Genomic DNA, 22276 nt, shown 5'->3' on the forward strand with positions numbered 1-22276 from the left:
TTTGTGGATTCCACAACACGCATGCTTCAACACTCTTTTTTGCGGAAGGTGTCCAGCAGTGCATCGAAGGAGGAAGCGTCCTTGTATTGACGGAGGATCAGGCCGCGATACTTCACCAGCATCTCGTTGTCCGTCTTCAGCTGGCATGCCTGTTGGTAGGCCTCCTGAAGATCTCCCCTGAAGTAGGCAGCCATCATGCTGTCCCCCTGGGAGAGGGCCGCTGTCTGAGCGGCCAGCCCCTTGAGCACGTTGCCCTGCAGGTGACCGAGGCCCATCTGCGGTAACGCATCGGCAAAGGGGTTAGGCAATTCCTCTGACGTGAGATCAGCATCAGGCAATCTATCCAGCAGGTGAATCAGCTCCTGACGCAACAGGCCCAGCCCAGCCAGTGACTGGCGCTCGAAGAACAGCTCACGTGCCCACTCGACCAGCTCCTGTCGCCTGGTTTTCTGCTCCAGGAGCTGAATGACGAGCTTTGGCTCACCGAAGATTCCCTGAAGCAGGATGGCATTCCAGAGAAGCGTGATGTCGCCTGGGTGGATTCGCACCCGGTTCCGGCTGTCACAGCCATGACCAATTGGTGTGTAATCCAGGCGCAGGTGTTGCGTCTTGCTGCGGTCGGGTTTGCGACAGACATCGTCCTTGTGCTTGAGAGAAGGACTCAGAGCATTGACCAGTGTCTTGATCGAGTTCAGGAGCTTGCCATGCTGACTGAGGGGCTTGCTCAAGCCTACCTTGCGGCATAGCAAGTCCTCGTATACAGACGATATTTCGCGCCAGTTACCCTTGTCAGCTTCGCTCACAGGAGAACTCCAGCAACTCGTTGACCGAGATGCGCTCGCTGTAGCCAACCGACATCTCCGCTATCTTCTGAGCCTGAGTGAACCAGTCATGGGAGTAACATCTGTCATGACGACGATACTCATCCAGCACACCCATGCAGTAGCCTGCTTGCAGGGCTTCCGAGACACTTGTCGTGACACCTGCCAGCAGGTTCTGTTTATCTCTCTCGGCATAGATTCCCACCAGCTCGTTGCAGCTCTGGATCAGACGTTCCGAATGCTTGTTGGCCTGGGCAGGCGTGGCCGAGGTGAATGCCAGCGTCACGAGGAAAGCGATGAATGAGTATTGACCGTATGGGGTTTTCACAGTGTGGGCTCCTTGAAAGTATCACTCGTGGCTGAATCAGCCTCATCGGGGGAAAGAGAGGGCTTTTCGTCCTGCTGCTCATCTTTCGTCGCTGTGCTGCGGAGCGCAGTAGGTGCTGCCAGATAGAGGGCAATCAGCAACGTGGCGTAAGTGGCCAGTTTGACGAGCGGATCATCTTCGAGAAGATACTGCTTCGGGAGCTCTTCATATTCTGACTGCCAGAGAAATATTTCACACAGGCCAATCACGACCAGTTCCACAACCGTGAGGATTCCCAGAGACACCAGCAAGCGACTGGCCCCTTTCCAGAAGCCTGTCGAGAAATGCTGGCAGTAATGGACATGACGCCACACCAGCAGGCCTGACAGCACCACGAATGCCCATTCCAGGAGTGACATGTCAGCCAGGCCTTCACCGTACTCGAAGATGGCGAAAGGGAGTAGAACCACTATCATCAGGCCGGTGAGCCAGAGCAGGAGGGTCTTGAGGGTATTCAATATCTGACAGAGGATTCGTGAGACCCCATTGTCGATTTTCCCGGTCAGGGAGAGATTTCCAGATTGAGACATCGTGCATACGTCCATGTAATCGTTGCATGAGTGTAGATATGACTTCGTGATGCGCTTATCACTTTCATGTCCCTGAGAGTTCTGTATAAAAGATGTCAAGGAACCATGTCAGTCATTGGCGTGATCATCTCAGCGAGAATATACAGGATACGATAACGAGTTGCGGGATTATTTTGGTTATTGGCCAAGAGTTTAATTTACGAAATACTGATTTATTTGAATGGAAAATATTGGCATCACCAATTGTCAGGTATCAGGACGATATTGAACGGTGTTTGAAGTGACGGGATCAGATACTCGTTTCGCAATGGCTGTATAGAGTGAACGCATACCCCATGACGCACGCGGCCCCGCTTTTCAGCAGGGCCGCGTTTTTCGTTCCGGGGGTGTGAACTGGCAGAACTGGCCGATCCGTCACGTGTGGACTGACGACCCTCAGAGCCCTGCCTTGATGTCGCTCAGCTGCTGGATGAGGGTCTCGAGGACGGCATCCACCTGGGTTTCAGTGTGCTCGCAGGAGAGGAAGAAGCGCAGACGGGCGCTCTTCTCCGGCACGGCGGGGTGCAGGATGGGCTGGACGTTGAAGCCGGCCTCGAACAGCTGGTTGGAGAGGCGTGCCGCCACCAGGGAGCTGCCAAGGATGACAGGCACCACCGCGACCCCCAGGCTGTCGCCGACATCCAGCCCCAGCGCACGGGCGCGCGTGAGGAAGTAGCCGGAGACGGCATGCAGGCGGGCGATGCGCTGTCTGGCATCGTCACCCTGGAGCAGTTCGAGGATCTTCAGCGACGGGGCGGCGACCTGTGCCGGCATGCCCACCGAGTAGAGGAAGCCCGGCGCGAAGTAGCGCAGCATGCTGACCAGCTCCTTGCAGCCGGCGATGTAGCCACCGCAGCCGGACAGCGTCTTGCTCATCGTGCCCATCCAGATATCGACGTCACGCGCAGCGATGTCGAAGTGCTCCCTCAGGCCGAGCCCACGCTCCCCGAGCACGCCGAAGGAGTGGGCTTCATCGACCATCAGCCAGCAGCGGTACTGTTGCTTGAGGGCGATCAGGCGCGGCAGGTCCGGCACGTCGCCGTCCATGCTGTAGAGGCCTTCGGTGACGATCAGCACGCGCTCGAACTTGCCGCGCTGACTGCTGAGCAGGGCTTCCAGCGCATCCGGGTCGTTGTGCGCGAAGGGCATGCGACGAGCGCCGGAGAGCTGGGCGCCGACCAGCGAGCTGTTGTGGATCCACTCGTCATGCAGGATGAGGTCCTTCGGGCCGAGCAGATAGCCCAGCGTGGACACGTTGGTGGCATGACCGCTGACGAACACCACCGCATCCTCGACCTCGTAGGTGCGCGCCACCGCCGCTTCCAGCTCGCGATGGATCGGACGCTCACCGGAGACGGCGCGTGAGGCCGACACCGAGGTACCGTAATGGGCCGCCGCCTCGGCCGCGGCCTTGATCACCTCGGGATGACGGGAATAGTCGAGGTAGTTGTAGCTGGCGAAGTTGACCAGCTCGCGCCCATCGATGCGCGTGGTGGCGCCAGCGCAGCCTTCATGCACGCGGAAGAAGGGCTCCGGCACGCCGAAGGCGGCGCCGGCCTGCTGCATCATGCTCAGCTGCTGATAACCGGGCTGGTGATCGAAGCGCACGAAGTCATCGCTGATCTCCAGTGGGGCGGTTGTCCTGTGCGCGAAGATGTCGTCTTCGGGGCCCTGAGCCTGTGCGTTGGTGGGGCGGGTACGGCGTGCACGGGCCTTGTCCAGCAACTGCTGTTTCATGTCACTGGCGGAAGATCCGGGGGTATGACGTGATGCCAAGAGTCGAATTCCTTTCACGATGTTGCTGACCCAAAAACGGGCGCGAGAGCCGTGGCTCCCCGCCCGTCGGGTACGTGATGCATGTCGGCGCCGCCGTTGGAGGCGACGCGAACCTGTGACGATATGACTGGGACGTTACGGCAAGACGGGAGCCGGCGCCAGTCTCGCCTCGCCGTCACCGTCCTGCCGCCGTCGCCCGCGTCTCATCCTCCCGGCGGCTACTTGCTGACCATCTCGCCGCGCTCACCCTGGGGAATGGCATCGCCACCGTGCTGTTTGACCAGCTGCGCCATGGCCTGATCTTCACTGCTGCTCTCGGCGTCCTCGCCATCGGCCGCGCTCATCTTGTGCATCAGACGCTCTGCCAGACGCCACAGGGTGGCAGCCTCGCTGATCATCATCACCGGAATGCTGATGCCCAGACGCGCCTCCACCGCCGTCATCAGCTCGACCCCCATCAGCGAGTCGAAGCCCATGTCATAGACGCTCTTGTTGACGTCGATGGCGGCCACGTCGATCAGCAGAATCTTGCTCAGCTCGCCCTTGAGGATCTCGACGATGGCGGTCTGCAACGCCTCACCGCTCAAGCCCGCCAGGGCCGCGGCGATATCGTCCTGCTGCGCCTGACTGCCGTCATCGTCTCCGGCGCGCCGTGCGATCTCGTCAAAGCGCGGTGTCGCGGCCGTGGGCAGGAAGCGCGCCAGCGCTCCCCATTCCAGCTCCAGCACGCCCAGCGAGCGACCCGGCTGGCCGAGTGCCAGCGCCTGCTGATCCGTCACGATCATCTCGCCGAGACAGGCCAGGGCGTGATCCGCCATCAGCGCATCGCCGCCCAGACGATTCTTGAGCGCTTCGCGAGTCTTCTCGTTGCGCGCCAGGAAGCCGGCATCCTCGATCGCCCCCCAGCGGGCACAGGTGGCCGGCAGGCCACGCGCACGACGATTGGCGGCGAGCCCTTCCAGCCAGTGATTGGCCGCCACGTAGACACTCTGACCGGGGTTGCCGAACAGCGTGGTCGCCGAGGAGTAGAGCACGAAGAAGTCCAGCGCATGCTCGGCACTCAAACGATCCAGCAGGCGTGCGCCCTCGAGTTTCGGGGTCATCACTCGCTGGATGCGCTCGGCGTCCAGATGGCGGATCAGCGCATCGTCGATCACCGCCGCGGCATGGATGATGCCCTTGAGCGGCGCGATGGCATCTTTCGCCTCACTGGCATCCGCCGACGTGACGAAGCGTGAGAACACGGCCGTGAGCGCCGCTTCATCGGCGACATCGCAGGCCAGCGCATGCACGCGCACGCCTTGTGCCTCGAGACGCGCGACACCTGCCTGAGCCTCGTCACTGGCAGCGCCGGAGCGCCCCAGCAACACCAGTTCACGGGCGCCTTGTGCGGCCAGCCACTCGGCGCTGCGCAGTCCGAAGCCCCCGAGACCGCCGGTGACCAGATAGCTGGCCGCCGGGTCGAGACTCAGCTCGCCGGAGTGCGCCGCCAAGCCGCCGGCGGTCATGCCAGAAGTCCCGGAACCGGCGAGAGCAGATTGCGCCTCGCTCAGCGGTGCTGCGAGGGAGCGCTGGGTGACCACCACCTTGCCGATCTGGCGGGCCTGCTGCATGTAGCGGAAGGCTTCCACCACCTGGCTGGCATCGAAGGTGGTGTAGGGCAGCGGTGCGAGGGTGCCATCCTCGAACAGCGCCATCATTTCGCGGAACAGACGCGTGGTCAGGCCCGGGCATTCCTTCATCAGCTGATCGGAGTCGATACCGAAATAGCTCAGGTTGTTGCGGAACGGACGCAGCCCCATCGGGGTGTTCTCGTAGAAGTCACGCTTGCCCAGCTCACAGAAGCGCCCGAAGGGCTTGAGCACGCGCAGATTCTGGACGATGGCCTCACCGGCCAGCGAGTTGAGCACCACGTCGACACCGCGTGCATCCACGCTCGGATCGCGCTGCTGGCGGGCGGCGAGATCGGCCAGGATGTCCTCCGCGAAGCCGTGGCTGCGCGAGTCATAGACGTTCTCGATGCCCATCAGCGCCAGGAAGTCACGCTTGGCGGGCGAACCGACGGTGGCGAACACCTCGGCGCCCAGCCACTCGGCGATCTGCAGCGCCGCGATGCCCACCCCCCCGGCAGCCCCGTGGATCAGCACCTTCTCGCCGGCTTCCAGACGCGCCAGATGCTTGAGGGCGTAGTAGACGGTGAAGAAGGTGGTCGGGATGGTCGCTGCCGCTTCCAGACTGACGCCCTGAGGCACGCGGGCCAGCGCGGTATCCGCGATCACCAGGCGGTCCGAGAAGCTGGCGGGGCCGAAGCCGACCACCCGCTCACCGACCGCGAATTCGGCGTTGTCACCGGCACGTGTCACCATACCGGAGAATTCGAGCCCCAGGCTCGGGCCGGAGAAGCCGTGCTCGATGGCTTCATCCGACAGCAGCCCCAGGGTGTACATCACGTCGCGGAAGTTGAGGCCGGTGGCCTCGACACGTACCTCGACGTCACCGCGTGCCACCTCGGGGAGGTGACGCGGCTGCCACTCGAGATTGCGCAGCTGGCCCGGCTGACTGAAGCCCAGACTCACGCTGCGGCGATCCTGCCTGGCTGTCTCGCTCTGGCCTGCCGCCGTCTCGTGGGATGCCTGCTCGGCGGCCATCGCAAGCCTTGCCTGTGCAGGGGCTGTCACCTGACGCAGGCGCGTCGCGAAGCGGGCGCCATTGGCATCCAGCACGACTTCCTGCTCGTGATCCGGAGCTTCGACTTCCTGTACCAGCGCGTTGATCAAGGCTGACGTGCTGACGGCGTCGCTTCCCAGCGTCGGCGTGTCCAACAGGCGGATATCCAGTGACTGGCTCTCGTTGGCCAGGCTGCGCGCAAAGCCCCAGCTGGCGGCATCGGCAGGCGCCTCGGTGGCAGTCGCATCCCCCGAGGGCGGCGACTGCCACATGGCGGCCACATCATGCGTGAGCACCCACAGGGTCGGCGCCACCAGACTGTCATCCTCTTCCTGCGCCGCCTCGAAGGCCTGGGTGATCTTGGTGAGCAGCTGCTGGCGGGCACATTGCCGGGCGTTGGCGGCAGCGGCGTCGCTGGCCTTGGCCGGCAGCGCGACCAGATGATCGACGCTCGAGAAGCGAGCGAACAGCGCCTCCGGGGTGTCTTGCAGCGGCAGCGTCACGTGCGCCACCTGATGGCCACGCGCCTCCAGGGATTGCGACAGTGACGAGATCAGCGCCTGGTCCGCAGCCGCCTGTGGGGTATCCAGCAGCGCGATCTTCAGAGACGTCTGTGGCGCATCTGACTGAGCGGAGTCCTCGGCCATCGCCTTGCTCGCGGCCAGCCACCAGGCACCGGACATCGGCGCCGCGCTGGTATCCGTCGCCGGCAGGCTCAGGCCAAGCTGGCCGAGCAGACGCTGCCACTGGACCATGCCCGGATGACTGCGCAGCTGCTCGCCATCATCCAGTGCCAGTATCGGGCCGCTCCAGGCGGCAGGCTCGCAGCCACACAGCAGGACCTCTGCGCCGGGGGCCAGGCGCTGCACCAGCTGACTGAGCAGCTCGCGGGCCTGAGACGGCGCTTCCATGTCCAGATGCACGATGGCGACCTGTACCGGCGCCTGGGGGCTTTCCCAGCCCTCGCTGGTGGTGACATCGATCAGCGGCAGGTCTTCCTGCAGGCGCTGGGCCTCGCCGAGCGCACTCTGGCTGGCGGCGAGGAAGGTGTAATCCAGCGCATCGAAAGACGGCTCACGCTGGTCGGCGAGACGCAGTGCTTCCAGTCGCTGTCCCAGCCACGGGCCACCGGCACCGAGTTCCAGCACCGACAGGCGCTGGCCGGCGGGCAGTTCACTCAGGCTGCGGGCGAGGCGTTGATCCAGCTGCGCGCTCAGCCACTGCCAGCCGGCATTGCCGACGGCGGTCTTGAGCAGGGTGGGGATCAACGGCTGGCACAACTGTGCCAGCGCCGCTTCGGCGTCCTGGGTGAGGGTGTCAGTGGCGAGGCCCTCCACGCTGGAGACTTGAGCGGTAGGCGAGGCTTGCTCGGTATCATCCAACACGTCCGCCGCGGAATCTGCCTCGGCGCCATCCAACGGTGTGCCGCCCATCGGCATGCCACGGTTGAGCCATTCGTCCAGGTGCAGATGCAGACGGCCTGCCGCATGCGTCAGCGGGAACTGCCCCGGATAGTCACGGACCAGCAGCTGCCAGATGTCGCGGGCCGCCGGCAGGTCCAGCGGGTGAATCTGCCAGTCGCCGCTCTCGCGGGATTCGGTCAGACCCTGGGCGCTGGCCCAGTCGAGCAGCACGCGGGTGAACAGCGGGCTACGGCGCTGCCAGCGAGATAGCGCTTCGTGATCCAGATGCGGGGCTGCCGGATCGCCCGGCGCCGCGTGGCGCATCAGTGTCTCGTGCACGCTGGCCAGCATCAGGCTGTCGAGCAGCGGCTCCAGCTCATCACGGAAGCGGTGGCTGTCTTCCAGCGGATGAGTGGTGTCGTCGCTGTGGGCAAGCTCGGGCGCCATCGCCTCGGCGACCAGCGACTCCAGCGCCAGTGCGGTGGCAGGGCGCGGACTCAGCGGATGCGGCGCCGCCGTCAGGGCGATATCCAGAAAATCGAGGTGGGCCGTGCCATCGCGACCCAGGCGCACGGCCCGGAAGCGCGCTTCCTCGGCCACGGCCACGGCGCGCCCGTCAGCATCGTACAGCTCGAAATCGGCACACAGCGAATGCGGGCCGCGCGAGCGCAGGACCACGCGGGCGGTCGTGATCTGTGAGGCACGTACCTGCTCACGCACCTGCAGACGGCCGACCCGCACCGGCACGAAGGCCATGCCATCACTGGCGGCCGTCTGGCCCTGGAGCACGCCCAGCAGCGGGATGAACAGCTGGAAGGCGCTGTCGAGCACACCGGGGTGCAGGTGGAAATCACCGTCCTGCATGAGCATTTCCGGGGTCAGCGCGAAGCGCGCCAGCACCTGCGGATGCGGAGTAGCACCGACGGTGTGCCTGTTGACTGCGCCTTCGCTGCCACGCTCGACCCAGATCTGCTCGGCGGCGCGGAAGTGCGGGCCGTAATGCAGGCCGAGTTGTGCGGCAGCCGCCACGTGCTCATCACGACCGAAATCGGCGGCGCGAGTCGGCATGACCGGGGCGGCTCGCTCCAGCAGGCGTCCACGTGTGGCGGTGAAGGCGCGCGCCACGGCGTGAAGATTCCACTTGTCGGCATCTTCGGCGCGGGTCTCGCGGCTTTCCAGGCGCATGGCGCCGTTGCGGCTGTCCAGTGATAGTCGCGTCAGGCGCAGGGTGGTGTCATCGAGCAGCAGCGGGGCGCGAATCTCGAAGTCCTCGAGATCCAGCACGTCGGGCAGGGAATCCTCCTCCGCGCTGGCGGCCTGCCATTCGTGGGCGGCCGCCAGACACTGCTCCAGATAGCCGGCACCCGGGAAGACGGCACTTTCGCCGACCTGGTGATCGGCCAGCCACGCGACCTTGCGGGTATCGAGCTGCGCCTCCCAGGTCAGCTGCTGCTGGGCGAGACGATAGCCAAGGAGCGGATGCACGTAATGGCGCTCCAGCAGGCGCTGGCCTTCGCTGGTGGTCTTCACCCAGCACGGCGTGCGCTGCCAGGGGTAGGTCGGCAGATCGACGAAGCGACCGGCCACCGGGAACAGACGAGTGAGATCCACCGCGCCGGAGAGCAGCAGACGGCCGCGCAGGTGCTCCAGCGCTTCCAGGCCATCATGGCGGCGCTCCAGACTGGCCAGCACCTGTCCCGCCGGCGCCTCGTCACTGCGCGCCTTGAGGACATCATTCAGATAGCTGCGCAGAATCGGATGGGCACCGATCTCGACCAGCAGACGATGACGGCCAAGGTCCGACTCGCTGGCGGACTGCCAGCTGACCAGACGCGTGACGGCGGCCTCGAACTGCACCGGCTGACGGATGTTCTCCCACCAGTAGCTGGCGTCCAGGCGTTCGCCTTCGATCACGCTGCCGGTGACGGTGGAGAGGAAGGGAATGCGGGTGGCGCGGGGCGTCAGCCCTTCGAGCGAGGCGAGCAGGCCGTCCTTGATCGGGTCCATCGCCGGGCTGTGGAAGGCATAGTCGAGCCCCAGCACGCGGGCGAAGGTGCCCTGTGCGGAAAGCTCGGCACTCAGGGCCTCGAGGCGTTCGCGGTCGCCGGCCAGCGTGGTGCCGCGCGGGCCGTTGATGCCAGCCAGTGACAGCGAGGCCCATTGTGGCTGTTCCAGCCACTCGCACATCTCGCTCTCACCCAGGCCCACCGCCATCATCGCGCCGCTGCCGCGGGTGCGTCCCTGATGGTGGCTGCGCTGGAAGATGACACGGGTCGCCTGTTCGAGGCTCAAGGCACCGCTGGCCCAGGCCGCCGCCACTTCGCCCACGCTGTGGCCGGTGACGGCCACCGGCTGGATGCCGCGTTCGATCAGCCATTCGGTGATCGCCACCTGCAGGGCGAACAGGGTCGGTTGGGCGATCTCGGTGGCGTCGAGGCGGTTCTCGCCGTCCTCGGCCAGGCTGCCGTCCAGTTCCTTGAGCAGCTCGAAGCCATTGTACTCGCGGAAGGCTGCATCCAGTCGGGTCAGGCAGGCGCGCACGCTGGCGGATTCCTGCATCAGGGTGCGACCCATGCCGGCCCACTGACAGCCATTGCCGGAATACACGAACACCGGCCCACGCTCGCGAGTGAGGGAGGGCGCGCCGGCCGCCTTGCGCGGCGAGGCACCGTTGTCACTCTCGGCGGGCAGCGGGGCGAGGCGGTCCGCCAGGGTGATGCGCGGATGATCGCCCAGCGCTGCCTCACCGCCCAGGGTGTCGAGGTCCTCGATCAGCTGCTCCAGGCTGTCGGCACTCAGCAGCGCGCCGTGCACGTGATGCTCACGGCGGGCCGCCAGATGCCAGGCGAGGTCGTAGAGGCTCGGGGCGGCATCGTGCGCCTGCGTCTCGCGCAGGTGCTCGGCCAGCTCGCTCGCCATCTGTCTGAGGGCCTCGGGGGAGCGGGCGCTCAGGCGCAGCGGCGGCGTCTGGTCGCCGTCAGCCGTCGGTTGCGCTACCGCCGGTTCGGGGGCACTTTCCAGCAGCACATGGGCGTTGGCGCCGCCGAAGCCGAAGGAGTTGACCCCGACCACCAGACGGCCGGAGGCCTTGAGCTTGCGCGGCTGGGTGACGATGTCGAGATTCCACTCCTCGCTGCGAATCTTCGGATTCAGACGCTGGATCTTGATGGTGGCCGGCACCTCGCGGTGGGCGATCACACCCAGCGCCTTGGCCAGCCCCGCCACGCCGGAGGCCGTCTCCAGGTGGCCCATGTTGCTCTTGATCGAGCCGATCGGCAGCGGGCTTGAGCGCTTCTGGCCGATGGCGGCACCGATGGCGCGGGTTTCCAGTGGGTCACCGACGGCGGTGCCGGTGCCGTGGGCCTCGAGATAATCGATCTCGTCAGGCGTCACGCCGGCCAGTTCACAGGCGCGCTCCATCAGCTGGATCTGCGCGGCGGGGTTGGGCACGGTCAGGCCGGACTTGTAGCCATCGGTATTGACCACCGAGGAGGCGACGACGGCGAGGATGCGGTCGCCATCGGCGAGTGCCTGATCGAGATCCTTGAGCAGGAAGATGCCGCCGCCCTCGGAGCGCGCGTAGCCATCGCCCGCCTCATCGAAGACCTGACAGCGGCCGGTCTTCGAGAGCATGGTGGCCTTGGAGAAGATCAGGAAGCCGTAAGGGTGCAGGTGCAGGCTGATGCCGCCGGTCAGCGCCATGTCGGTCTCGCCGCTGCAGATCGACTGGCAGGCCTGATGGAAGGCGACCAGCGACGAGGAACAGGCGGTGTCCAGCGACAGGCTCGGCCCATGCAGGTCAAAGGCATAGGACAGACGGTTGGAGGCCACGCTGGAGGTATTGCCGGTGGCGGTATTCGGACCGATGGCGCTCAGGTCATCCGCCATGCGATAGGAATAGTCGAGACTCGCCACGCCCATGAAGACGCCACAGCGCGAGCCGCGCATCTTCTCGGCGGGAATGCCGGCGTGCTCGATGGCCTCCCAGCTCATCTCCAGCAGCATGCGCTGCTGAGGGTCCATGTTGGCGGCTTCGCGTGGGCTGATGCCGAAGAACGCCGGGTCAAAGCCCGAGATGTCGCCCAGCGAGCCAGCGGCGAAGCTGTAGCTCATCCCCGGTGCCTTCTTGTCCGGGTGCAGGAGGGAGTCCTTGCTCCAGCGGTCATCGGCGACTTCGGTCACCATGTCCTTGCCGGCCAGGAGGTCGTCCCACAGAGTGGCCTGAGTGGTGCCGGGGAAACGGCTGGCAGCGCCGATGATGGCAACGCGTCGGGTCATGAGAGGCTCCTGAACTTCTGAGTCGCGGCGCTGTGGCGAGCATGACGGGCGGTCGCCTCCAGCAGCGCACTTCCTAATGTGTCGATATTGGTGACGCGCGGGTCGCCCTTGCGGCATTGCTCGTCAGTCTTGAAAGGCCCATCGCAATCGAGGGCCCACTCCATCAGCTCCGGGTCCTCGTCGCGCACGGTCGCCATGGTCTGGCGTGCGGTGTCGTCGGATTCCGGCAGGGCGCTGGACCAGATGAAACCATCGGTCACGCCATTGGGTTCTCCCAGGGTCGCATAGACCTCGGGCATGATCGGTACGTGATCCCCATAGAAACACAGCAGCCCGCCGCGCGGCAGTCTGGAAAGCGCCGTGGTCAGCTGGCCGATCATCGCATCGGCGTTCACCAGGTGACGCAGATAGATGCCGAGCTCCTGACAGTTGTCCGGCAGATCGCCGTCATGCCACTCCGACAGGCGAGCCGTGTCCAATGTCTCCAGATGCAGCGGCCCGTGATTCTCCATGGTGATCACCTGGATGAACAACGGGGTATCGCCCGCGGCCAGCAGACAGTCTTCCACCTTGGCGGCCACGGCGGCATCGCTGATGTACTGACCACACCTGTCGGCATCGCTGAAGTGCGCGATGTCGAGGAATTCATCGAAGCCCATGCGCTTGAGCACCTGATTGCGCAGATAGAAGGTACCCGGATACGGGTGGATGCACAGGGTGCGATAGCCCAGCGCCTTGTAGCTGGCGGCCAGGTTGGAGACATCACGCCTGGCCAGCTGGTGGTAGGGGTTGAACATGTGCACGCCGAGCTGCTCGGCGGTCAGGCCGGTGAGGAAGGCCGTCTCGGTGCGCACGGTATTGGCGCCCCAGGCCGGTACGGCCAGTCGTCCGCAGGGCAGCCCCTGAGACAGGGCGGTGAAGTGACAGCGGTCCAGATTCGGCAGCAGGTCATCGCGCACCTTGGGGTAGACGCGGCGGGCATCGAAGAAGGATTCGCTCTGAACGCTCACCACGTGGGGCAGACAGCCTGGTGCAGCTTCGTTGCCGATCGCCTCCAGCGCCTCACGCGCCGTCTGCCCAGCCGCCTGCAGGGGATCGTGATCCGGCATCAGCGGACGACGGGCCAGGCGAGCGTATGCCAACAGATAGGCGACCATGCCGCGCTCACGCAGGTCATATTCCGGGAACAGCATGATGTCTCGAGTCAGTCGATTGCCGAGCGCATAGGTCATGGCGCCGCTCGCCAGCAGCAGGGCGACCAGCGGCACCAGCCAGGCGCTGGTGTCATCGGCGTAGCGCGCAGAGAACCCCAGCGCGGGTTCCAGCCACAGACCCGTCCCGATCGCCAGTGCGCCGGCGCAGAGGGCGGCAATCGTCAGGCCGATGCCAAAGAAGGGGATATAAAGCCGGGGATGCTTGATGGCGTCGGTGAAATACTCGAAGTCCTGGCTCAGGAAAGGCTCACGCAGCGAGACGTATTTGGTGTGACTGACCTGCAGCACCACCAGCCACAGGGCATTGACGACCACCACGGAAAACCACGGGCGTTGCGTGATCAGGGTGCAGAGCGCCCAGCTCGCGCACCAATACCCCACATGGGCGAGCTGGGCGCTCCAGGACCGGCGCCAGAAGACCACCGGTGCCGAGTCCATCTGGCGCAGGATCAGATGCTCCAGCACCAGCGTGACCAGCAGCCCTGCCAGCAGCGGCCAGACCATGAAAGACACGAACGCAATGACAAACTCCATGTAATGCCGACCTCGTTAGCGCTGCCACGGCAGCAGCGGTGTAATGTTCTGGCGCAGATCGCGACCGTCTGGAACCCTGCCCGCGATGCCTGGCATGCGACGGACAGGGTGGGGTGAGGCAGCCATTCAGTGAGTGTAATTGAACCATCCCAGCAGACGCTGTGAGATACCGGCTGGCAGCACGCTGAGCCACCAGCAGCCGAAATTGAGCGGGAAGGGGAAGCTGATGCGGGCCCGGTTGCGTGCCGCACCCTTGAGAATGCGGCGTGCGGCTTGCTCGGCGGGCATCTCGAAGGGTTTGGGGCCCGGCATCGCTTCGCACATCGGGGAGGTGACATAGCCGGGCATCACCACCGTCACGCCGACCCCGAACGGCTTCAGCCAGCTTCTCAGTCCTTCCCCGTAGGCCTTCACCGCCGCCTTGCTGCCGCTGTAACTCGGCGTGAGTGCCAGGCCGTGCCAGGCGGCAAGCGAGCTGAGCAGCACCAGCTGGCCGCTGCCCCGCGCCTTCATCGCCATGGCCAGATGATGCGCCATGCCGAAGGTGCCCACCACGTTGGTCTGCAGCAGGCGACGCGCGTCTTCCCAGCGCTCGCCATTGCCCTGGGGGCCGATGTCGGTGTTCATACCGGCATTGGCGATGGCGATGTCCGGCACTCCCTGTGCGCAGACCTCATCCAGCCAGGTGAAGAGTGTCTCTTCATCGCACAGGTTGAGTACCGTGCACTCCACCTCGGCACCCAGTGCGCGACATTCGCCGGCAATGGCATCCAGCTTGCGCTGCTTGCGACCGGTGAGGATCAGCGTGGTGCCCCGGGCGGCATAGGCGCGCGCGAGCGCACCGCCTATCTCGCCGGTCGCGCCCGTGATCAGCACGCGGCGCAGGGCAGTGGCGGAACGCGAATTCTGCTGCGGTGCGCCATCCGGAGCTTGCTTTCCTTCACGCTGCTCGGTGGTCGTTGCGTCATCCCGTGCGGACGGTGCCTGGGTGTCAGGCTGCTGCGGGGGCATTGCCGTCATGATCGTCTCCCTTGAATCCCGACACTCACGGTCGGCAGTTCCCTTGCGTTGTTCATGGTCGTTCTTCTTGTGGCCCAGGGGCAGACATACGGCCTGCCTTCGGGGGTTCCTGCTCTGCAAGGCGCCTGATGGCGCTCTCATGATCGACGGTGGCATCCCTGCCAACGACGATCTCGATGTTCGGCCCGGAGGCAGGATCAGCAGCGACTCAACATCTGCTCCAGCGGCGAGCGCTCGGCACACAGTATCTTCGAGGCTCCCGTCACCGCGAGCTGCATGCCCGGCTTGCAGTAGAAGCCGCCATTGAGCTGCACGGTATGGATGACGGTGTTGCGGAAGCTGCGAAACAGCGTGGTGTCCGGCTTCTCGCCCTGAGTCCAGAACTCGTGCAGGCCGCCCTGGAAGGTCAGGCCGGGCAGGTTGAAGATCGGGTCGCCCATGCAGTAGGTCGGGCAGCGATACTGAAGCGCGACATTGCCGGTGGTGCTGTTGACGGTGATCATGCCTTTGGCATGCTGCAGCAGCTTCTCGAGATTGCCGCTTTCCAGATAGACGATGCGGCCGATCACGTCATAGCGGCGCTCGAGCTCTCGGATCAGCTTCGGGTAATCCACCAGACCCATGTCGAGTGGGTGGTTCTTGATCACCAGGCGCGCCCCGCGCGGAGCGTTCAGGGCAAAGCTCTTCATCACCCGCTGGATGACTTCCTGCATGTTGGAAAAGCGCGAATGATGACGGATCTGGGCATCGGTATTGAGCTGCAGCGGCAGCAGGTAGAAGGGCGCGCCACTGTTCATCAGCTGTTCGATGCGCCCGGCATCCCGCCGCTTGTACCAGCGCATCAACGGCAGGCGCGTGGCATAGCCGCAGTATTCCTCCGCGGCATTGATGCTGTGCGGACGATAGCGCGGGAACAGCAGCGGATTGGCGGCACCGGCCAGATGATAGGTCATGTCATGACGGGCGCGCTCCCAGAAGGAGGCCTTGAAGCGCTGCGGCGTGGGCGCGTCGTCCAGTTGCCTGCCCGCCTTACGGAACCAGTCGGGGTCACGCGGCAGCAGGGAGTGGCCATTGACCCCCTCGCGCTCCAGCGTCACCCAGAAGGGGCGGAAGTAGCCTTCCTCGAAGACATGGGTGCGAATCCCGAAGTATTCCGCCTTGAGCACGGCATCCCGATGCACGGGACGACGATCGCCGAACAGCACCTGATCCGTGACGTGGTGCCTGCGCCACAGCTCGGCGATCCACTCGCCGAGGTCTTCACTCCGGCCGCGATAGGCGTAGGCCTTGTCGTGGCGCCAGTAGAAGCTGTCACCACTGTTGAAGTTGACCTTGATGACCTCGTGCCCGTCTTGCTTCAGCTTGTGGGCAAGATGCAGGAAGAAGGGCGAGCAGACCCCTTGCAACAGCAGGAAGACACGCCGCTGTCCACCACCGGGAATGCGACGCGCGACAGGTGGGGGGGGCAGCAGAGAGGAAGGCGCGTCTTGCGTGGTCGGATGCATCACCCCGATATCTTCCGACAGCTTGAACAGCGGCTGCAGCGATGCCAGGCCGCGCGCTTCAGAGCCGCCCGACAGGGGAGAATGATGATTCGGCAACGCCAGACTTCCTTGTTGCATAGGTCAGTGCCTTCCAATGAATAGCGCACGATAGCCGCGGTAGAGCCTTGTTTTCCAAGGCAGGGTGATCTTGCGGGTGCCATTTCTCAGCATGGTGCGTTGTTGTTCCAGAATCGTGACAACCGTCTCGGCGTTGCAGTGATGCCCGTACACCGGGTCCACGTACAGCGGGTATTCGATCAGGGCACCCGCCACCAGCGCATCAAGACTCAGGCGCCGTGTGCGACGTTCACAGCTGACGCGATCATGGGTCAGCCCCCAGCCGGCATAGAACGGCAGCCCGTGGGTCGTGACTTCCACGCCGCGCAACAGTGCCTCGAAGCCCGCCAGGGAACACAGCGTGTGGACATGATCGACCTGTTCGAGCAGCTGGCAGATATCGCCTGAGGTCAACACCAGGTCCTCTGGCGTGTTCTCGCCGGACATCTCCCCGCGCCGACCACCAGAGACAACGTCAGGGTGCGGTTTGTAGATCATGTAGGCATCAGGATGCAATTCCCGCGCCGCTTCCAGCAGCTCACGGTGGGTCTTGATGCCCGGGCAGGCATGACGGATCGAGGCGTCCGACTCCACCTGGCCGACCACCAGCACGATCTCGCGCTCGCCGGCCAGGGCCCGCAGGTCCGGCAGGGCGTCATGTTCTGCATTGTACTTGCTCAGTCCCAGCGCAATGATGCGCTCCCGAAGACGACGCGCCCGCGCAAGTTCAGCGTCGTCAAGCTCGTGGTGCTCAAGCCGGTCCTCCAGCGTGCTGGCACGCTGGGCATCGAAATGCATCGCCTTGTCGTCGACGATCAGCGACAGGGGGCGGGTGAGATCCACCCCCAGACCGACCGAGCGCAGGAAGCCGTCTTCGATGCGCCAGATCTCTCCGCCCAGACGCTCGACGGATCGGGCGAAATCCTGAGTGGTCCTGCCGGCCCAGCTGAGAACGCGCAGCGGAGCATTCTCGGGAGTGCCATGGGTGAGCGTCTCCAGCGCTTGAGACTCACGGCGAGTGAAATCGCATCTAGCCCAGGGGCCGAGAAATGCCGGCAGGAATCCACGCTTCCAGCGCGAGTAGCCAGGCGCGATCCAGTGGCCTGTCAGATGCTCACTCTGACGTTTCTGGTCTACCAGCAGCTGAAGCACCTCCTCCAGCGAAGCGCGCTCCCCGGTGTAGGGGTTGGCATAGCGTGAATACTCGAGGTACGCCGCGGCGAAGACCTGTTCCAGACGGCGTGATTCGCCGCGGCGCTCGCACGCCTGGCGATCCTCGGTCAGCCCCCAGCCGGCATAGAAGGGCAGGCCATGACAGGTCACCGGCAGGCCGGCCAGCAGTGCCTCGAAGCCCAGCTGGCTGGTCACCACATGCACGGCGTCCACCTGCTCGAACAGTGACCAGGGATTGATGTCGTCGCTGAGCAGGGTACACCCCAGTCGGCGCGCCTCTTCCACCAGATAGCCCTGCTTCTTGCCGGCGATCACATCCGGATGCGTCTTCACCCACACCTCGGCCTCCGGCTCGGCGCAGGCTTCTCTCAACATGGCGAGAAAGGTCGCCTGCGTGGCCATGCCGCCTTCTATCGAGGCATCGCCAGATGTCTGGTCTACCACCAGCACACGCCGCGCCTTCGTTCTGGCGGGCAGCTGTCGCTCCGGCGCATGGTTGTACTTGCTCAGGCGCTGGTGGCGCAGACGCTGCATGGCAGTGCGGGCACGCATCAGAAGCGCCTCGTCCTGACGCTCAGGCGCCTCAAGAATCAGCTGCTCCAGGTCACTCGGCTGGCGGGCGTCGTAATAGATGCCCTGATGATCCACCACCATCGACATGGCGGGGTAGCCTGCACTTGCCAGCGTGAGTGAGCGCACGAAGCCATCTTCCAATGCGATATAGGGCAGCGCATGTCGCCGGGCATACGCGCGCGCCTGAGCCGCCGTTGCCTTGTGTCCCCATCCGACGACAGCGCTGGATTCAGTGCGGAAAATACTGCATATATTAGCATTTTTTGTACTACTAAAGCCGAATATCGAAGGGGAAGAAGTGGCCTTGATAGGCGTTGTTTCCTGGCGAGGTAAACATGCAAAAAGTGGTGATTTTCTTACATTTTTGCCGGTCGCAGGTGGGGTGGCAGCAGCGTTTTTCGGGCGACACGAGGGGTGGTAGCATGCAGGCGCACGGCATGTCGCACCGAGAGATGCCGAGACACCGGCCTTCTTCAGTGGCAACAGCTCCGGAATGAAAGCCTCAAGGTGAGGCTGGCGCAGGATTCCACGCGAGAAGCACAGTGTCCGCCGGGAGGCCCCGCATGTCGGGGGGGGCCGGCGATTCGGGGAGTCAGCGAGAAAGGCGCAGCGAGACTGCATGAAAAGCCACCATCCGTGTTTTTTGATTGCGCCCAGCATGCAAGATATCCGTTGCACTGAAAAAAAGTGACTACTCACTCGTGGTGATGGCGACGTCCTTGCCGCTCTTGCGGCATTACCGTTGACGCAGAGTCCGCAAATAGGGAAAGTACGCAAAGTGACGAATGAATTCAATCAAAGTCTTCGTGGGTGAAACTGGTAGCAGGCAAATGATTAGTCTGAGCGTTTTGCCTCAAGTCAGTCTTATTAACTGCATGCTTTAGTGGCATGAGGTTTGCTGCTAATGTGTCCCGCTTCGATAGAGAATATCTCCTCGCCAAGCTCGGTGGGTCATGCACCTCACGAATGAACGCGCTGAGCAGAAACGAGAAGCGGCAGGATGCCAAGGGAACATCTGTAGATGGATATTGCGCAGCATATGGATGCTGTCATTACACTCGTCGTCACGATAGGTGTGCTGGCAGGACTGATCTGGAACCGTTGGCCCGCTGAGTGGCTGATGATGGCAGCCGCCGTGCTGCTGATCCTGCTGGGTGTCATTTCTCCTACCACCTTCCTGTCCGGCTTCGCCAATCCGGGGATCATGACCATCGGCGCACTCTTCGTGGTGGCGGCCGGGGTCCAGGAGACCGGCGCGCTGCGCTGGATGCTGGAGCGTCTGCTCGGGCGTCCCACCTCACCGTCTTCCGCATTGGCACGCCTGATGCCGATCACCTCGCTGTTGAGTGCCTTCCTCAACAATACTCCCGTGGTCGCACTGTTCATCGGTCTCGTTCAGGGCTGGTGCGCGCGCATGAAGATCTCTCCCTCCCGTCTGCTGATGCCGATGAGCTACGCCGCCATTCTCGGCGGCACCTGTACCTTGATCGGCACCAGTACCAATCTGGTGGTGGATGGCCTGCTGCAGTCACAGGCCAAGCAGCCCGGACTTGGCATCTTCGACATCACGGCGCTGGGGATCCCGGTGCTCATCGCGGGCACGCTCTGGATGGTGCTGGTGGGCTGGCGCTTCCTGCCGCAGCGCAAGGGGCTGGTCGAGCAGCTCGGCAATGGTCGCGAATACTCCGTGGCCATGCGTGTCGCCGACAAGGGTCCACTGCACGACAAGAGCATCGAAGAGGCGGGGCTTCGCAGTCTGCAGTACGGCTATCTGGCCGAGATCGAACGCTCCGGCAAGCTGCTGTCCATGGTCGGGCCTGACACCATCCTGCAGTCAGGCGATCGCCTCATCTTCGTCGGTGTGGCGGATACCGCCCATGAAGTCCGCGCCTTCCGCGGGCTCGAGAGCGATGCGGCCGGGCTGGATCTCGACCACCACCAGCGCCGCATGGTCGAAGCCGTCATCGCGCCCAGCTCACCGGTGGTCGGGATGAGCATCAAGGAAGCACGTTTTCGTACCCGCTATCACTCCGTGGTGCTGGCCGTCTCGCGGGACGGTGAGCGCATCAACAGCAAGGTCGGGGACATCGTGCTGCGCCCCGGGGACACCCTGTTGCTGGAAGCCGCGGCCGATTTCACGCGCCTGCACCGTTACAATCGCGAATTCCTGCTGGTCAGCACCCTGGACGGCAACGGCATGCCCAACCTGACCAAGGCGCCCATCGCGCTTGCCATCATGAGCCTGATGATCGTCACGCATCTGGCCGGCATGGTCGAACTCGTCGAGGCCGCTGTCGCCGCCGCCATTCTGATGGTCTTCACCGGCTGCCTGCCTGCCGCCCAGGCGCGTGCCAGCATCGATGGCAGCGTGCTGGTCGTGATCGCCGCCGCCCTCGCGCTGGGCCAGGCCATGACCGATAGTGGTGCAGCCCAGATCGTGGCTGACCAGTTGATGCAGTTCGGCGGTGGTTCTCCCTTCCTGATGCTGGTGCTGGTCTATCTCACCACGACGCTTTTCACCGAGATCATCACCAACAATGCCGCCGCCGTGCTCATGTTCCCGATCGCCATGGCGGTGAGTGAGCAGATGGGCGTCTCCCTGATGCCCTATGCGATTGCCATCATGTTTGCTGCCTCAGCCAGTTTCCTCACACCTCTGGGTTATCAGACCAATCTGATGGTGATGGGGCCCGGTGGCTACAAGGTCTCGGATTACATGAAGGTCGGGCTGCCGATGAGCCTCATCGTCGGGGTGACATCCGTCGTCCTGATTCCCGTGATCTGGCCATTCACTGGTTAGACTGGGGACCCGGGAAAGCCGGTGATGGCAGGTTTCTTGCCTCTGCATCAGGCGAGGCGATGTGGCGCCGCTGGCAGGACATGGCCGAAACAATAGAACGCCGATGGCGGCACAGGCGCGTATCACCTCAGCCATCAGCGACACAATCCACCTCAGTACAAGACATCAATACGCACAGGAAGGCACATGACAGACACGACTGCGGCAAGTACCACACGCGCGATGTTGACCGCGCTCGAGTCGATTGCTCGCAAGGCCGGCGCCGCCATCATGGACATCTATGAGAGTGGCGACTTCACTGTCGACATGAAGGCGGATGACTCCCCGCTGACCACGGCAGACCGTGCGGCACATGCCGTCATCGTCGAGGGCCTCAAGGAGATGGAGGCTGAGTTCGGCGCCACGCCGATCCTGTCCGAGGAAGATGCCGACATCCGCTGGGACGTGCGCAGCGAGTGGTCGCGTTACTGGCTGGTGGACCCGCTGGATGGCACCAAGGAATTCATCAAGCGCAATGGCGAATTCACCGTCAATATCGCGCTGATCGAGCAGGGCGTGCCGACGATGGGCGTCGTCTATGCGCCGGCCATCGAGACGCTTTATGTGGGTGCCCAGCAGAGTGAGGGCCAGGCGTCCATCGCCGAGAAGCAGGTCGGCGAGGGCGAGCGTCAGGCGATTTCCGTCGCTCATGTGCCCGGTGAGCAGGACAGCTGGCGCATCGTCGGCAGCCGCTCCCACCAGAGCGATGATTTCAAGGCCTTCGTCGCCGATTTCCATGCCTGTGACATCGTCGCCATGGGCAGCTCACTGAAGCTGTGCCTGGTGGCGGAAGGGGCGGCAGATCTTTACCCGCGCCTCGGCCCGACCTGTGAGTGGGATACCGGCGCGGCACATGCCGTCGTCGAGGCTGCCGGTGGTCAGGTGCTCAATGCCGAGACCCGCCAGGCGCTGCGCTACAACCAGCACGATAGCGTGCTGAATCCCTATTTCATCGTGTGCGCCAGACCGGCAGCCCCCTGGGCGTGATGCCCGACTGCGTGGGATGCGCCACGGCGTCACAGGACTGACGTCTGTACATGTCAGTCTGATGTCAAGGATACGTGGTCTTCTTCAGGATGTGCGGCTTCGTCTGCGAGTGAAGAGGGCAGGAACAACTAGCAGAGTGATCTCAAGGAATCTGTAATGACAGCATCGTCCACGGCTGAAAAACTCGGTATCACACCGGAACGTCAGACCCACCTCAAGCAGCTCGAGGCCGAGTCCATCCACATCATTCGTGAAGTGGCGGCCGAGTTCTCCAATCCGGTCATGCTCTACTCCATCGGCAAGGACTCCGCCGTGATGCTGCACCTGGCGCGCAAGGCCTTCGCGCCGGGCGTGCCGCCGTTCCCCCTGATGCACGTCAACACCACCTGGAAATTCCAGGAGATGATCAAGTTCCGCGATGAGATGGCCGCGGAAGTCGGCATGGAACTGATCG

The 22276-nt window shown here is 63.9% G+C and carries 12 protein-coding genes; 3 read left to right on the forward strand and 9 right to left on the reverse strand.

Annotated features, from left to right (window positions below; genetic code table 11):
* Positions 1–26: 26 nt before the first annotated feature.
* The 9 genes from HXS65_RS16970 to HXS65_RS17010 all read right to left on the reverse strand — a co-directional run bounded on the left by HXS65_RS16970 (position 27) and on the right by HXS65_RS17010 (position 18248).
* Complete coding sequence (locus HXS65_RS16970) at positions 27–803, reverse strand: hypothetical protein (protein ID WP_176494478.1); 777 nt, start codon at positions 801–803, stop codon at positions 27–29.
* Positions 790–1149 (reverse strand): hypothetical protein, encoded by a 360-nt coding sequence (locus HXS65_RS16975; protein ID WP_176494480.1) that lies wholly within the window; start codon positions 1147–1149, stop codon positions 790–792. Before HXS65_RS16975 ends, HXS65_RS16970 begins: the two co-directional genes overlap by 14 nt.
* Positions 1146–1718 (reverse strand): hypothetical protein, encoded by a 573-nt coding sequence (locus HXS65_RS16980; RefSeq protein WP_084208335.1) that lies wholly within the window; start codon positions 1716–1718, stop codon positions 1146–1148. Before HXS65_RS16980 ends, HXS65_RS16975 begins: the two co-directional genes overlap by 4 nt.
* 435 nt (positions 1719–2153) lie before the next feature.
* Positions 2154–3494, reverse strand: a complete 1341-nt coding sequence (locus HXS65_RS16985) for an aminotransferase class I/II-fold pyridoxal phosphate-dependent enzyme (RefSeq protein WP_176494499.1) — start codon at positions 3492–3494, stop codon at positions 2154–2156.
* Positions 3495–3751: 257 nt separating this feature from the next.
* Positions 3752–11881 (reverse strand): type I polyketide synthase, encoded by an 8130-nt coding sequence (locus HXS65_RS16990; RefSeq protein ID WP_176494481.1) that lies wholly within the window; start codon positions 11879–11881, stop codon positions 3752–3754.
* Positions 11878–13629 carry an LTA synthase family protein gene (locus HXS65_RS16995; RefSeq protein ID WP_176494482.1) on the reverse strand — a complete coding sequence of 584 codons (1752 nt, stop codon included), beginning with the start codon at positions 13627–13629 and terminating at the stop codon, positions 11878–11880. The genes HXS65_RS16990 and HXS65_RS16995 overlap by 4 nt, the downstream gene beginning before the upstream one ends.
* A gap of 126 nt (positions 13630–13755) precedes the next feature.
* The gene (locus HXS65_RS17000; RefSeq protein ID WP_255304544.1) at positions 13756–14649 is read right to left on the reverse strand and encodes an SDR family oxidoreductase; all 894 of its coding nucleotides are present in this window, start codon (positions 14647–14649) and stop codon (positions 13756–13758) included.
* A 197-nt stretch (positions 14650–14846) separates the two neighbouring features.
* The gene (locus HXS65_RS17005; RefSeq protein WP_255304545.1) at positions 14847–16271 is read right to left on the reverse strand and encodes a capsule biosynthesis protein; all 1425 of its coding nucleotides are present in this window, start codon (positions 16269–16271) and stop codon (positions 14847–14849) included.
* A gap of 3 nt (positions 16272–16274) precedes the next feature.
* On the reverse strand, positions 16275–18248 hold the full coding sequence (locus HXS65_RS17010; RefSeq protein ID WP_308483189.1) for a capsular polysaccharide biosynthesis protein: 1974 nt from the start codon (positions 18246–18248) through the stop codon (positions 16275–16277).
* A gap of 769 nt (positions 18249–19017) precedes the next feature.
* On the opposite strand from HXS65_RS17010, the gene HXS65_RS17015 reads away from it, so the two are divergent.
* The 3 genes from HXS65_RS17015 to HXS65_RS17025 all read left to right on the forward strand — a co-directional run.
* Entirely contained in the window at positions 19018–20796 is a 1779-nt protein-coding gene (locus HXS65_RS17015) for an SLC13 family permease (protein WP_255304546.1), read from the forward strand.
* A 186-nt stretch (positions 20797–20982) separates the two neighbouring features.
* Positions 20983–21822 (forward strand): 3'(2'),5'-bisphosphate nucleotidase CysQ, encoded by an 840-nt coding sequence (cysQ, locus tag HXS65_RS17020; RefSeq protein WP_176494485.1) that lies wholly within the window; start codon positions 20983–20985, stop codon positions 21820–21822.
* A 156-nt stretch (positions 21823–21978) separates the two neighbouring features.
* On the forward strand, positions 21979–22276 hold a 298-nt coding region (locus HXS65_RS17025), incomplete at its 3' end, for a phosphoadenosine phosphosulfate reductase family protein (RefSeq protein WP_176494486.1).

The organism is Cobetia sp. 5-25-4-2 (assembly GCF_013374075.1).
Taxonomy (GTDB): Bacteria; Pseudomonadota; Gammaproteobacteria; order Pseudomonadales; family Halomonadaceae; genus Cobetia; species Cobetia marina.

What these genes read in the sequence shown, in the direction of transcription:
- HXS65_RS16980 (WP_084208335.1), bottom strand. Translation starts at nt 1,718, where the DNA reads ATGTCTCAATCTGGAAATCTCTCCCTGACCGGGAAAATCGACAATGGG.
- HXS65_RS16985 (WP_176494499.1), bottom strand. Translation starts at nt 3,494, where the DNA reads ATGAAACAGCAGTTGCTGGACAAGGCCCGTGCACGCCGTACCCGCCCC.
- HXS65_RS16990 (WP_176494481.1), bottom strand. Translation starts at nt 11,881, where the DNA reads ATGACCCGACGCGTTGCCATCATCGGCGCTGCCAGCCGTTTCCCCGGC.
- HXS65_RS16995 (WP_176494482.1), bottom strand. Translation starts at nt 13,629, where the DNA reads ATGGAGTTTGTCATTGCGTTCGTGTCTTTCATGGTCTGGCCGCTGCTG.
- HXS65_RS17000 (WP_255304544.1), bottom strand. Translation starts at nt 14,649, where the DNA reads ATGACGGCAATGCCCCCGCAGCAGCCTGACACCCAGGCACCGTCCGCA.
- HXS65_RS17005 (WP_255304545.1), bottom strand. Translation starts at nt 16,271, where the DNA reads ATGCAACAAGGAAGTCTGGCGTTGCCGAATCATCATTCTCCCCTGTCG.
- HXS65_RS17015 (WP_255304546.1), top strand. Translation starts at nt 19,018, where the DNA reads ATGGATATTGCGCAGCATATGGATGCTGTCATTACACTCGTCGTCACG.
- cysQ (WP_176494485.1), top strand. Translation starts at nt 20,983, where the DNA reads ATGACAGACACGACTGCGGCAAGTACCACACGCGCGATGTTGACCGCG.